A 13,213-nucleotide genomic window follows, 5' to 3' on the forward strand; every position below is an offset into this window, starting at 1 on the left:
ATCAGACCGGCATGCTCATGATGTCCTTGTATGCGGACAGGAGTTTGTTGCGGACTTGCAGGGTCGCCTCGAAGCCGACCGAGGCCTGCTGGCGAGCGAGCATCACCTTGGCGATGTCGATCGTCTCGCCGCGTTCGTAGCTTTCGGAGAGTGCGCCGGCCTGGGCCTGGGCCTGATTGACCGACTTGAACGCGTCCTGGAACGTGTCGACGAAGCTCGCGGGCTTGCTCTCGGCGGGCGCGGTGGGCGTGGGTGCCTGCTGGGCGCGGGTGAGCGCGGCGTTGCGCTCGAGGATCTGCGAGCGGAGCGCGAGGACGCGATCGACGCTCATCGGGCCGGTCACGCCGCTCATGCCGAGATAGCCTGGGCGATGTCTTCACCCTGTTCGCGTGCCTTGGCGAGGCGATAGCGCAGCGTCCGCTCGGAGATGCCGAGGCGCTTCGCGGTCTCGATCCGGCTGCCGTTGCACTCGGCGAGCGTCTCGCGGATCGCCTGGAACTCGTGCATCTGGACGATGTTGCTGAGCGTCTCGGGACGCTCCTGCTGCCGCATCTCCGGCCGGCGATCGAAGATCAGATGCCCGGCGTCGATGACGTCGCCGGGCGCGAGCAGCAAGGCACGCTGGATGACGTTCTCGAGTTCGCGGACATTGCCCGGCCAGTCGTGATCGGTGAGGATCTCGAGCGCTTCGCAAGTGACCCAGGGCAGCGTCGAGCGCGTACCCGCATGCCGCAGCACCATCGCCGCAGTGAGCGCGGCGATGTCGCCCGGGCGCTCGGTAAGCGCCTTGGTGGCGAGCGGGAAGACAGCGAGACGATAATAGAGGTCGGCGCGGAAACGGCCGGCAGTGACTTCGCCCTGCAGATCGCGATTGGCGCAGGCGATGACGCGGACGTCGATCTTCTCCGGGCTCGTGCCGCCGATCGGAACGACTTCGCGCTCCTGCAACGCGCGGAGCAATTTGGCCTGGAGCCCGAGCGGCATTTCGGCGATCTCGTCGAGCAGCAAGGTCCCGCCATTGGCGGCGCGGAAGAAGCCCTGCCCGCCCGACGAGGCGCCGGTGAACGAACCCTTGTGGTGGCCGAACAGCATCGCCTCGAGCATCGTCTCGGGAAGCGCGGCGCAATTGATCGCGACGAACGCGCCGTCGCGGCGGCTGGAGCCCATGTGGATCGCCTTGGCGAGGACTTCCTTGCCGGTGCCGGTGGGACCGTTGATCAGCACGGTGATGTCGGAGGCCGCGACACGCTCGGCGAGCGCGAGCAAGGCGAGGCTCTCGGGATCGGCGGCGACGGGCTCCCACGGGCCACGGGCCATGGCGCTGGCGAAACCGGCCCCGATCGCGGCGTCGTCGCTGCCATAAGAAAGGCGGGCGGGGTTGCCGTTAAGGAAGGGCACCGCGATGCGATCGCCCTCGCCGAGGATCAGCGTACGAGCCGGTGCGGGCGGCACTTCGCCGTCGGCGATCAGAAACAGATCCTGCGCGCCGGGCTTGCCGTCCTCGCAAGTTCCGATCGCGAAACCCTGCGCACGAAGCGCCGAGACCAAAGCGTATTTCTGTCGGAGAACTGCTGCCGAAGGAACGATCGAGCGCATGTATAACCCCCCTGATTGCGACCTATGTGCCGGCAAGGTGGTTAACGTGTCGTAAAACTACGTAACGGCGCACTTCTGCGGTCCCGGCGCGTCTACGCGCGCGCGTGATGGACGATTTTTTCGCTTAAGCCCGGAATTGCGCTGTCGTTCCTTGGCTTGGCGGCTCCGGGCTCCCGTTCAGGGGGGACGCGGGAAGCCGACAAGCATGGAGATTGATCATGACTGTTATCGGAACCAACACCGCGGCGCTTCGCGCCTCGAACGCGTCGAACAGCGCCAACAAGCTGCTCGGCACCGCAATGGAGCGTCTGTCGACCGGCAAGCGCATCAACAGCGCGAAGGACGACGCCGCCGGCCTCGCCATCGCCTCGACCATGACCGCGTCGATCCGCGGCATGAACCAGGCGATCCGTAACGCCAATGACGGCATCTCGATGGCGCAGACCGCAGAAGGCGCGCTCGAAGAAGTCACCAACATGCTGCAGCGTATCCGCGAACTGTCGGTCCAGTCGGCTTCGGGTACCTATTCGGACACCGACCGCACCAACCTGCAGACCGAAGTCGCGGCGCTCGCCACCCAGATCACGAGCATCCTGACCAATACCGAGTTCAACGGCGTCAAACTGTTCGACGGCAGCGCCGGCACGTCGGGCGTCGTCACCATCCAGACCGGTTCGACCGCGGCCGACACGGTGGACTTGACCTTCAGCGACATCGATCTCGACGCCGCCGTCGCGCTCGACATCTCGACCGACACCGCCGCTTCGGCAGCGCTGGCGACGCTCGACACCGCGCTGAGCACGGTCAACACCGCACGTGCCGGTCTCGGCGCTGGCCAGAGCCAGCTCGAGTCGGTCGTCAACAACCTGACCTCGAACGTCGCCAACCTGAGCGATGCGCGCAGCCGCATCCAGGACGCCGACTTCTCGGCCGAGACCACTGCGCTCGCCAAGGCGCAGATCCTGAGCCAGGCATCGACCGCGATGCTCGCCCAGGCCAACCAGAGCCAGCAGACGGTTCTTTCGCTGCTCCGTTAACCGCGTGCCGGTCGGGGTGTCACCCCCCTGACAGGCACCGCGGCCGGTCACCTCTTCTTCGGGGGAGGGCGCAAGGGGAACCCCGGTGGTCCGCGTGACCATCGGGGTTTTCCTTTGCCCTTCGTCGAGACTGGTAGCGCTACCAGAAATGCGATAGCCTCTTCGCAAACAGAATTGGAGAGGCCTGTGATCCGTAAGCTGACGACCGCGCTTGCCCTGCTGGGATCGGCCGCATGGGCGCCGCTGGCGAGCGCGCAGACCGCCGCCCCAAGGCTTCTAAACGATACTTCCGCTACCCCCGAACAACGCGCGCGCGACACGATCGCGCGGATGACGCTGGAGGAAAAGGCGCACCAGCTCGGCCACACCGCGCCAGCGATCCCGCGTCTCGGCGTTCCGCAATATAATTGGTGGAACGAAGGGCTGCACGGCGTTGCGCGCGCAGGCATCGCCACGGTGTTTCCGCAAGCGATCGGCATGGCGGCATCGTGGGACGCACCTTTGCTCCGGCAGGTCGGCGACGCGGTGTCGACCGAGTTCCGCGCCAAGTTCATCGAGCGGCGGCATCCCGACGGCGGCAGCGATTTCTATCGCGGGCTCACCGTCTGGTCCCCTAACATCAACATCTTCCGCGATCCGCGCTGGGGCCGCGGGCAGGAGACCTATGGCGAGGATCCCATTCTCTCCGGCCGGCTGGGCATCGCCTATATCGCCGGATTGCAGGGGAACGATCCGAGGTTCCTGAAGACGGTGGCGACGTCGAAGCATTTCGCCGTCCACAGCGGTCCCGAGAGCAACCGGCACCGCGAGGACGTCCATCCGACTCCGCACGATCTGGAGGACACCTATCTCCCCGCGTTCCGCGCGACGGTGACTGAGGGCAAGGTCGAATCGATCATGTGCGTGTACAACGCCATCGACGGCGTGCCGGGCTGTGCCAACAGCCGCCTGATGGAGGACATTCTCCGCAAGAGCTGGGGCTTCAAGGGCTATGTCGTGTCCGATTGCGGCGCGGCGGCGAATATCTACCGGCCCGATTCGCTCCACTACACCAGAACCGCCGCCGAGGGTGTCGCGGTCGGGTTCAAGGCGGGGATGGACCTGATCTGCGGCGACTATCGCAACCACATGACCACAGAGCCCGAGAACATCGTCGCGGCGGTGAAATCGGGGCAATTGCCCGAGACAGTGGTCGACCGGTCGCTCCAGCGGCTGTTCGAGGCGCGGATCCGGCTGGGGCTGTTCGATCCGCAGCTTCCCTTCGCGGACGTCACCGCCAAGGACTACGATACCCCCGAGCATCACGCGCTTTCGCGCAAGATGGCCGAAGCGTCGATGGTATTGCTCAAGAACCAAGGCGATCTGCTGCCGATCAGAGGCGAGCCGGGGACGATCGCAGTGATCGGGCCCAACGCCGACAGCTTCGATGCGCTGGTCGGCAATTATTACGGCACCCCCTCGAAGCCGGTGACGGTGCTCGACGGCATCCGGGCCCGCTATCCCAAGGCGAAGATCCTCCACGTCCAAGGCACGGGGCTGATCGGCCCGGCGGAGCTGCCGGTGCCCGACAATGTGCTGTGCGTCGATGCCGCTTGCCGGACGCCGGGGCTCAAGGCCGAGTTCTTCAAGGGCGTCGAGCTCGCGGGTGCGGCGATCGAGACGCGCGTGGACCCCAATGCCCGCTTCGAATGGCGCGGTGATCGTGCGACATCCGCCCGCTGGACCGGCACGCTCGTCGCACCCGAGAGCGGCGAATTCGGCTTCCGCTTCGCGAGCGAGAACGGCTATCGCGTCTGGGTCGGCGACAAGCTCGTCGTCGACGAATGGGGCGTCGGCGACGCGCCTTCGATCCTGTCGGGCACGATCACGCTCGAGAAGGGGCGCAAATACCCGCTGCGGGTCGAAGGCTTCCAGCGCGGGCAGCGCAGCAGCCAGCAGCTCGTCTGGAGCGTGCCGAGCGGCGACGGCGACCATGCCGTGGCAGCGGCGAAACGGGCCGATCTGGTGCTGTTCGTCGGCGGCCTTTCGGCGCGGATCGAAGGCGAGGAGATGAAGGTGACGGCCCCGGGTTTCGCCGGCGGCGACCGCACCAGCCTCGACCTGCCCGCCCCACAGCAGAAATTGCTCGAGCGCGTCCACGCGACCGGCAAGCCGGTGGTGCTGGTGCTGATGAACGGCAGTGCGCTCAGCGTGAACTGGGCGGATGCGCATGTCCCAGCGATCGTCGAGGCCTGGTATCCGGGCGGCGAAGGCGGGCACGCGGTGGCGGGGCTGATCGCAGGCGATTTCAGCCCCGCCGGGCGCCTGCCAGTCACCTTCTACAAATCGACCGACCAGCTTCCGCCCTTTCCCGACTATCACATGGCAGGGCGGACCTATCGCTACTTCACCGGCGATCCGCTTTACCCCTTCGGCCATGGGCTGAGCTACACGCGCTTCCATTATGCGCCGGCGCGGCTGAGCACGCCCACCGTGAAGGCGGACGGCACCGTCGACATCTCGGTCGACGTCACCAATCAGGGGCCTCGCGACGGCGACGAGGTCGTCCAGCTCTATGTCTCGCATCCAGGCGTGCCGGGTGCACCGGTTCGCGCGCTGCAGCGGTTCGAGCGCGTGCACCTCAAGCGCGGAGAAACGCGCAAGACGGCCTTCACGCTAGATGCGCGGGCGCTGAGCGTGGTGGGCGAGGACGGCGTGCGTCGGGTGTTCCCGGGGCGCGTGCAATTGTGGATCGGCGGCGGCCAGCCGGAGGCGCGGCCGGGCCTGCCGGCGGCCCCGGGCGTTGCGGCGCAGCTGGAGGTTGCGGGGAGCGCCGTGCTCCCCAAATAGCGACCGCTCGACGCCACAATTGCGAGAAATGCTGCAGTGCGGCGTGTGTTGTACAGATACAACACACGCGACTTTTTGTTGCACCCACATTTACAATTTGTTTCCGACGGGGCAGTTGCGGAAACATTGGCACGCGGGCGGGGGCTTACCGTATGTGCCCAGTCGACCCTTCCGAGAGACGGGCGTTCAGGGAGATTTTTTCAATGTTGTTCCACAATCGATCGACCGCAGCATCGCTGCGGCGTGGTGCCGCGCCGTTCGCGCTGGCGCTCGGGCTGCTCGCCAGCCCTGCCTTCGCGCAGGACGCGCAGACCGCCGCGCCGCAGGCCGCAGATTCGCAGGCTGCGGCTCCGGAAGCAGAAGGTCAGGAGGACAGCATCGTCGTCACCGGCTCGCTGTTCCGCCGCACCGATACCGAGACTCCCTCGCCCGTCACGGTGCTGACGTCCGATTCGTTGGCGAAGGCCGGTATCACCACCGTGGCGGAAGCGGTGCGTTCGATCTCGGCGGACGGCGCCGGCTCGATCGGCGTCGGCTTCCAGAGCGGCTTCTCGGCCGGCGGTTCGGCAGTGTCGTTGCGCGGCCTCGGCGTTTCGTCGACGCTGGTGCTGGTCGACGGCTTGCGCTCGACCAACTTCCCGATCAGCGACGACGGCCACAACGCCTATGTCGACCTGAACTCGATCCCGTTCAGCCTGATCGATCGCGTCGAAGTCCTGAAGGACGGTGCCTCGTCCACTTATGGCGCAGACGCGATCGGCGGCGTGGTCAATCTGATCCTCAAGAAGCAGTTCAACGGCATCGCCGGCACGGTCGAAGGCGGCGTATCGGAAAAGGGCGACGCCGGCCGCCAGCGCGCCAACCTGACCGCCGGCTTCGGCGACTATGATACGCAGGGCTGGAACGTCTATCTCAACGGCGAATATCAGCAGGACGGTCGCGTCAGCAACCACAGCCGCGGTTTCCCGTACAACAACCGCGATCTCACTTCGATCGGCGGCAACGACAACAACCTGACGGACAACTCGTTGACCACCGCGACGCCGAATGCTGTCGTGGTGCGCGTCAACCAGACAAATCTCAACAACCCGCTGGCCGGTTCGGCCACGGCGTTGAGCACGCAATTCCAGTCGCTCAACCTGAACTGCAGCTTCGGCACCTACACGCAGACCAGCTCGGCCGTGAACGGCACCGGCTGCCGGCACAATCTGGAAGACGAATATTTCCAGCTAGCGCCGCTGCAGCGCAAATGGTCCATCAACGGCCGCGTGAGCGTCCGCCTGTCGGACGATATCGAAGCCTATATCACCGGCAGCTACTCGAACAGCTATGTCAGCATCCTGAACGCCCCGCGCGCGCTGCGTAACACGCAGCCTTATGGCGGCGCGCCGGCTCTCGCCTCCAGCAATCCGGGCATCGTGCTTCCGGTGTGGATCTGCCCGTCGGGCGTCAATTGCGCGACCGTCGGCACGGCCGGGCGTACGCTCAACCCGAACAATCCCTATGCGGCCGCCAACGCCCTGACTCCGAATATCGGCGCGGCGCGCATCTATTATCTGTTCGGCGACATCAAGGCCGGCAGCGATCGTACCAACGAAGTGTACCGCGTCGCCGGCGGCCTGCACGGCTCGTTCGGAGGCGACTGGAACTGGAAGGTCGACGCCGTCTATGCCCGCGACAACCTCGAGATCGTCCAGCACGGCTATCTGAACATCGCCAACACGCTGAACGCGATCAACACAGGCGCGTACAACTTCGTCAACCCGTCGCTCAACAGCGCGGCGGTGCGCAACTTCATTGCGCCGGACAAGATCACGCCGTCCTTCTCCGAAATGTATTCGCTCGATGCATCGGTCACCAAGCAGCTGTTCGACCTGCCCGGCGGCCCGCTCATGGTCGCGGTCGGCGGCCAGGTGCGTCACGAGGAACTGGAGAACAACAACCAGAACGCCGCACTCGACACCTACAGCCTGACCACCTCGTCGGCGTTCGGCAAGCACACCGTCTCGGCCGGATATTTCGAAATCCAGGCGCCGATCCTCGACGTGCTCGAAGTCAACGCATCGGGCCGTTACGACCATTATTCGGAAGGCTTCGGCCGCTTCTCGCCGAAGATCGGCGCGAAGTTCACGCCGATCCAGCAATTCGCGGTCCGCGGCACCTATTCGCAGGGCTTTCGTGCACCGACCTTCGCCGAATCGGGTCCGCGCTCGCAATATGCCGGCTTCGTGACCACCACCCCTTCGACCCTCTTCTGTGCACAGCATTCGCCTAACCCGCCGGGCACTTGTGCGGCCGGCAACCCGTATAATGCCCAATATTCGGTCGGCCGCGGCTTCGTCGGCAACCCGGACCTGAAGCCGGAAACGTCGCGCAGCTTCACCGCCGGCGCGATCTTCGAGCCTTTCAAGTGGCTGAGCATGACGGTCGACTATTACAACGTGAAGAAGTCGAACCTGATTGCAAATGGTCCGCGTGCGGGTGACGCGATCGCCGCTTATTATGGCCAGACCACGCTGGCTGCCGCGACTGCCGCGGTTGCTGCGGTTGGCCCGGGCTACTCGGTCAACACCATCGACGCCGTCGATCCGCTGTTCCCGAATGCGCTGCCGCGTCTGCTGATCATCAATGCTCCGTTCGTGAACGTGAACAATGATCTGACGACCGGTCTCGACTTCTCGGCCACGGTTCGTGCGCCGCTGAGCGACGGTCTGCGCCTAACCAGCCGTGTCGAAGCGACCCATGTCATGCTGTACAACCGCCATACTGCGAACGGTGTTCAGCGTTTTGCGGGTACGCTTGGGCCGTATGATCTGTCGTCCGGCAACGGCACGCCCAGCTGGCGCGGTAACTGGCAGACCACGCTCGAAACGGATGACTTCTCGCTGAGCGCGACCGCCTATTACGTCGGCAAGATCAAGGCCGTTGCTACCGACCAGGGCAATATCTCGACCGATTGCTCGGCATCGCTCTACAAGGCACCGAACGATGGTCCGGGGTTCAACAAGTTCTGCTACGTGAAGAGCTTCATCACGGTCGACCTGAACGGCTCGATCAAGGTCAACGACAGCTTCACGTTCTTCGCGAACGTGGGCAACGTGCTGAACGCGCGCGCACCGATCGCGCCGGCATCCTATGCCAGCTCGCCGAACTTCCTGACGACCTGGCACTATGCCGGGCTCATCGGACGGACGTTCAAGGCCGGCGCTTCGTTCAAGTTCTAAAAAAGCTGAGCGCTCCCTCGCGCCTCAGGACGGCGGTCTCCCTCGGGAGGCCGCCGTCTTGCTATGTAATCAGCCCAGCCGGCGCTGGAGTGCGCGTTTTAGCCGGGCGTGCGCCGAGGCCTTGATCTGGCAGATCCGCGCGGCGCCCACGCCGAGCACCAGGCCGATCTCCTCGAGGTTGAGTTCCTCGACATAATAAAGCTGGACCACCTGCGCCTCGCGCTCGGGCAATTCGCCGATCGCCGCGATCAGCGCCTCGCGCTGGTCGCCTTCGGCAAGCTGGTCGAACGCGTTCGGCTCGTCGGACATGAACCATGGCGATTCGTCCGAATAGAGGTCGTCGATCGAATCGAAGCGCACCGCCTCCGCCCCGGCATATTCGATGCGCAGCTTCTCCGGGCTCACGCCGAGCTTTTCCGCGACCTGCGCGTCGTTCGGCGCGTGGCCCAATGCGGTGGCGAGCATGGACACCGTCTCCTGATAGGCTTTGCGCCGGCGCATCGCGCCGCGCGTGAGCGTCGCCTGGCGGCGCAATTCGTCGATCATCGCGCCGCGCAGCCGCGTCATCAGATATTGCTCGAAGGTAACCTGCCCGCGATCCTCGAAGCCGCTCACCGCCTCGATCAATGCGACCATGCCGATCTGGATGAGGTCCTCGACCTCGACGATCGAGCTCATCGAGCCGTGCACGTGCCACGCGATCTTCCGGACCAGCGGCAGATGTTTCCGCACCATCGCCTCGGCATCGCGTTGCGGCGAGGGCGCGCGTTCATAGGTGAGCGGCGCGGATGCGAGAGAAGCCATGTCTTTCAGGTTCCCCGGTGTGAAAGCGTTCATGCTGCAAGCGCCTCCGGCGCACCGATCACGGCGACGACTTCGACGGCCTTGTCCTCGGGCACTTCGAAGAAACTCATCACCGGCGTGTCGGGAAGGATGGTCTTGACCAGTTTGCGGATCGCCACGCGGATCGCCGGCTGGACGACCAATGCGAAGGGCTTGGCCTCGGCGATCAGCGGCCCCGCGGCGCGCTGGAGCGCCTCGGCGATGCGGCGGCCGAGATCCGGCTCGATCGTGTGGCGGCGCGACGGGTCCGAACGGACCGCCTGCCCCAGCAGCGCCTCGAGCTGGCCTTCGAGCGTCATCACCCTGAGGGGCTCGCGCACCCCGCACAGCCGCTGGATGATCAGCGGGCCGAGATCGGGGCGGATCAGCTCGAGGATCTCCTCGGCATCGAGCGTCTTCTGCGCGGCGACGGCGATCGCCGCGGCGATCCGGCGGAATTCCTTGAGCGGCACATTCTCCTGGAGCAACCCGCGCAGCACCGTGGTGAGCGTGGTGAGCGGCACCGGCTGCGGGGAGAGCGAGGCGACCAGCGAGGCGGCGCGCTCCTTGAGTCCGTCGAGCAGCGCCTGGACCTCGTCGGGGCCGAGCAGGTCGGCGGCGTTCTGGATCAGGACGTGGTTGAGGTGCGTCGCGATCACGGTGCCGGGATCGACGACGAGATAGCCTGCGCCGGTGGCGGCATCGGCATCGCCGTTTGCCACCCACACTGCATCGAGCCCGAAAGTGGGGTCGCGAACGGGCTTGCCCTGGAGCTTGCCGACGGCTTGTCCCGTATCGAGCGCGAGCATCTCGTCGGGCGACACAGTGTCTTCGCCGATGACGACGCCGCCCAGGATGATCCGATAGGTGAAAGGCGCGAGGTTGATATCGTCGCGCACGCGGACCTGCGGGACGACGAAGCCGAGATCCTTGGAGAGCTGGCGGCGCACCCCGGTGATCCGGCCCATCAACGGCCCGCCGCGGCGCTCGTCGACCAAGGGCACGAGGCCGTAGCCGATGTCGAGCATCACCTGCATATTGTCGGTGACTTCCTCCCAGCCGATCTTCGACAGATCGACCGGCTCGGCGGCGGGTGCGGGCGGCGGTGGGCGATTGGCGATTTTCCGTAGCTTCCACGCCGCGAAACCCGCAACGGCGGCGGCCGGCAGGATCACGAAATGCGGCATGCCGGGCATCACCCCGAGCAGGCCGAGGATCACTGCGACCGGAGTCCAGGTCTTGTGGCTGCCGAACTGGCTGCCGATCTGGCCGGCGAGATCGTGCGTGGAATTGACTCGGGTGACGATCGCGGCGGCGGCGATCGAGAGCATCAGCGCGGGCAGCTGCGCCACCAATGCGTCGCCGATCGCGAGCATGATATAGCTCTGCGCCGCATCGCCGACCGTCATCTGGTGGCTGACGACGCCGAGGATCAGGCCGCCGACGATGTTGATCGCGAGGATCAGCAGCCCGGCGATCGCGTCGCCCTTCACGAACTTGGACGAACCGTCCATCGCGCCGTAGAAATCGGCCTCGGTCGAGACCTCGACCCGGCGCGCGCGCGCCTCGTCGGGCGTGATCAGCCCGGCGTTGAGATCGGCGTCGATCGCCATCTGCTTGCCGGGCAGGGCATCGAGGGTGAAGCGCGCGCTGACTTCGGAGACGCGGCCCGCACCCTTGGTGACGACGATCATGTTGATGATCAGCAACACCGCGAACACGACGATACCGACGACATAGTCGCCGCCGATGAGGAAGGTCCCGAACGCTTCGATGACATGGCCCGCCGCGGCGCCGCCCTCATGCCCGTTGACCAGAACGACACGCGTCGAGGCGACGTTGAGGCCGAGGCGGAACAGGGTCGCGAACAGCAGAACGGTGGGGAAAGCGGAGAAATCGAGCGGCTTCTGCGCATTGAGCGCGACCATCAGCACCGCGAGGCTGATCATGATGTTCATGATGAAGAAGGCATCGAGCAGGACGGCCGGGATCGGCACGACCAGCAAGGCGACGAGCAGCAGGATGGCGCCGGGAAGCGAGAAGCTCCGGAGTGCCGGCAGCAAACCGGCGGGCAGGGCAAGTCCGTTCACGAGGATCAGGCCCCCAGTTTCGCGAGCATGAGATAAGCGAGCTTCGCCGTCTCCGGCGTCGGCCGGAACGGATTGAGCCGCTCGCCGCCGGCAACGTCGGTGCCGGAGCGCGCAGACTGGAGCTGGGCGAGCGTGGTCTCGACCCAATGCCGGTCGCCGCCGATCGCGTCGTTGCCGAGCACCACTTCGGCATCCCCAATACCGGCGCCGAACGCGTCGAGACCGTTGGAGAGATCGTCGAACGCGTCCGACGCGCGACCGGTCGCGCCGACCGCGGCAGCGCCGTGGTCGAGCTTGGCGGTTAGGCGGGTGTAGATTTCGCCCAGCGTGCGGGGGTGGCCATTCGAGGCATAAAAGACACTGCGATTAGCGCGCGCGGCGGCTGGAAACAGCGCCGCGCCGGCACGATCGGGACTGTTCTCCATCGCCCCGAGGAACTTCGCGGCGCCGCCCTGCCCCAGGAAATGCGCCATGTAGAGATCGGTGCCGGTGGCAGGCCGGCCGAGCCTGTCCTCGAGCACGGCCTTGTTGTCCGAGGCATGCTCGGCCGCCATCAGCGCCGCGGTGCCGGGATCGCTGCGCATGTCGAGAATCGCGCGCCGCGTGGCGGGATCGCTCACCACATAGCGACCGCTGGCGGTCTGGCGGATCGAGTCCGCGGCCCAGCCAAGGCCGTGCTCGGCGCCGTGATCCTTGACCACCCCGAGCCAGCTCTGCTCGATGAACTGATAGAGGCCGGTCGCGCTCGACGTGGCGGCGCGCGCATCGGCGCGCATGCCGCTCTCGACCTGCGCCTGACCCAGCAGATAGTTGAAGTCGATTCCGGTCTTGCGGCTGGCGGCGGCGATCGCCGTCTGGATGCCTGCCTTGGTATTGACCGATACGATGCTCATCGATCCGTGATCCGATTAACCCTTGATAGGGTGCAGATCAGCAAGGACCGTGCCAGTCCGCCCTCAGGCGATGGCGTACCCGCCCGGTCGATAGGCTGGTGCCGTCTCGCCGGAAAGAAGTTGCAGGCGGCGGCGAACATTTGCCGCCATCAGATTGACGTAGATCCGGCAGGTCTCGTTGAGGCGGTGCGCCTCGGCGGCGAGCTCCTTGACCTCGGGCGAAGGTGCCTCGCCATCGTAGAGCGCGACAGTATCGATGCCGGACAGCTTCGCGCGCGTCGCCGCGTCTAGCGCGGCAGCGTCGCTCGCCTTCAGCGCCGCGATCTCGGCGTGAAGCGATTCGATCACGGTGATGAGCGCATCACGCCGCGTCATTGGGGCTCCATTCGAGCTTCAGCGCGAGCAACCGGTCGGCGATCGTCGTGGGGTAGATCGGGAATTTGCCGTCCTCGATCGCCTTGCGGATCTTCGCGACGCGTTCGGCATCGACCGGAGGCTTGGCGGCCATCGCGCTCGACAGTTCGGCGGCGGTAGATTCGACCGCTTTCACTTCGTTGGCGACGGGCTTCGCCACTTCCACCGGAGCGGCGGGAGCGACCGGCGCAATGCGGCGGTCAGCGACCGCGCCTGCCTTGTTGCCGATGGGATCCACCATTGCTGCTTCCTCGGGAAACTGTTCCTGCAGCGATAGGAACGGCCGCTTCAGGGGCGGCTTTAGGAAA

At 65.8% G+C, this 13,213-nt stretch carries 10 protein-coding genes; 3 read left to right on the forward strand and 7 right to left on the reverse strand.

The genetic code is table 11. The features are described 5' to 3' along the window. Position 1: 1 nt before the first annotated feature. A complete protein-coding gene (gene fliE, locus ASE13_RS10655) occupies positions 2-352 on the reverse strand; it encodes a flagellar hook-basal body complex protein FliE (protein WP_056615212.1) in 351 nt (116 codons plus the stop codon). Continuing rightward, complete coding sequence (locus tag ASE13_RS10660) at positions 349-1,596, reverse strand: sigma-54 interaction domain-containing protein (RefSeq protein ID WP_056615216.1); 1,248 nt, start codon at positions 1,594-1,596, stop codon at positions 349-351. The genes fliE and ASE13_RS10660 overlap by 4 nt, the downstream gene beginning before the upstream one ends. A 218-nt stretch (positions 1,597-1,814) precedes the next feature. On the opposite strand from ASE13_RS10660, the gene ASE13_RS10665 reads away from it, so the two are divergent. The 3 genes from ASE13_RS10665 to ASE13_RS10675 all read left to right on the forward strand — a co-directional run bounded on the left by ASE13_RS10665 (position 1,815) and on the right by ASE13_RS10675 (position 8,686). Next, positions 1,815-2,633: a flagellin gene (locus tag ASE13_RS10665; protein WP_056615219.1), complete on the forward strand. Its 819-nt coding sequence runs from the start codon at positions 1,815-1,817 to the stop codon at positions 2,631-2,633. 186 nt (positions 2,634-2,819) lie between these two features. After that, the gene (locus ASE13_RS10670) at positions 2,820-5,462 is read left to right on the forward strand and encodes a glycoside hydrolase family 3 protein (protein ID WP_056615226.1); all 2,643 of its coding nucleotides are present in this window, start codon (positions 2,820-2,822) and stop codon (positions 5,460-5,462) included. 203 nt (positions 5,463-5,665) lie between these two features. Then, positions 5,666-8,686: a TonB-dependent receptor gene (locus ASE13_RS10675; protein ID WP_056615228.1), complete on the forward strand. Its 3,021-nt coding sequence runs from the start codon at positions 5,666-5,668 to the stop codon at positions 8,684-8,686. 69 nt (positions 8,687-8,755) lie between these two features. Here ASE13_RS10675 and ASE13_RS10680 read toward each other — a convergent pair whose 3' ends face one another. The 5 genes from ASE13_RS10680 to flgM form a co-directional block, all read right to left on the reverse strand. Beyond that, positions 8,756-9,490, reverse strand: a complete 735-nt coding sequence (locus ASE13_RS10680) for a sigma-70 family RNA polymerase sigma factor (RefSeq protein ID WP_156404854.1) — start codon at positions 9,488-9,490, stop codon at positions 8,756-8,758. 29 nt (positions 9,491-9,519) lie between these two features. Beyond that, on the reverse strand, positions 9,520-11,568 hold the full coding sequence (gene flhA, locus ASE13_RS10685; protein WP_056617640.1) for a flagellar biosynthesis protein FlhA: 2,049 nt from the start codon (positions 11,566-11,568) through the stop codon (positions 9,520-9,522). A gap of 35 nt (positions 11,569-11,603) precedes the next feature. Then, positions 11,604-12,491, reverse strand: coding sequence for a hypothetical protein (locus tag ASE13_RS10690; RefSeq protein WP_056615235.1), 888 nt, complete (start codon positions 12,489-12,491; stop codon positions 11,604-11,606). A 63-nt stretch (positions 12,492-12,554) separates the two neighbouring features. Then, entirely contained in the window at positions 12,555-12,866 is a 312-nt protein-coding gene (locus ASE13_RS10695) for a hypothetical protein (protein WP_056615238.1), read from the reverse strand. Then, positions 12,853-13,146 carry a flagellar biosynthesis anti-sigma factor FlgM gene (flgM, locus tag ASE13_RS10700; RefSeq protein ID WP_056615241.1) on the reverse strand — a complete coding sequence of 98 codons (294 nt, stop codon included), beginning with the start codon at positions 13,144-13,146 and terminating at the stop codon, positions 12,853-12,855. Before flgM ends, ASE13_RS10695 begins: the two co-directional genes overlap by 14 nt. Positions 13,147-13,213: the final 67 nt, after the last annotated feature.

The organism is Sphingomonas sp. Root241, from assembly GCF_001428865.1.
Lineage (GTDB): Bacteria > Pseudomonadota > Alphaproteobacteria > Sphingomonadales > Sphingomonadaceae > Sphingomonas.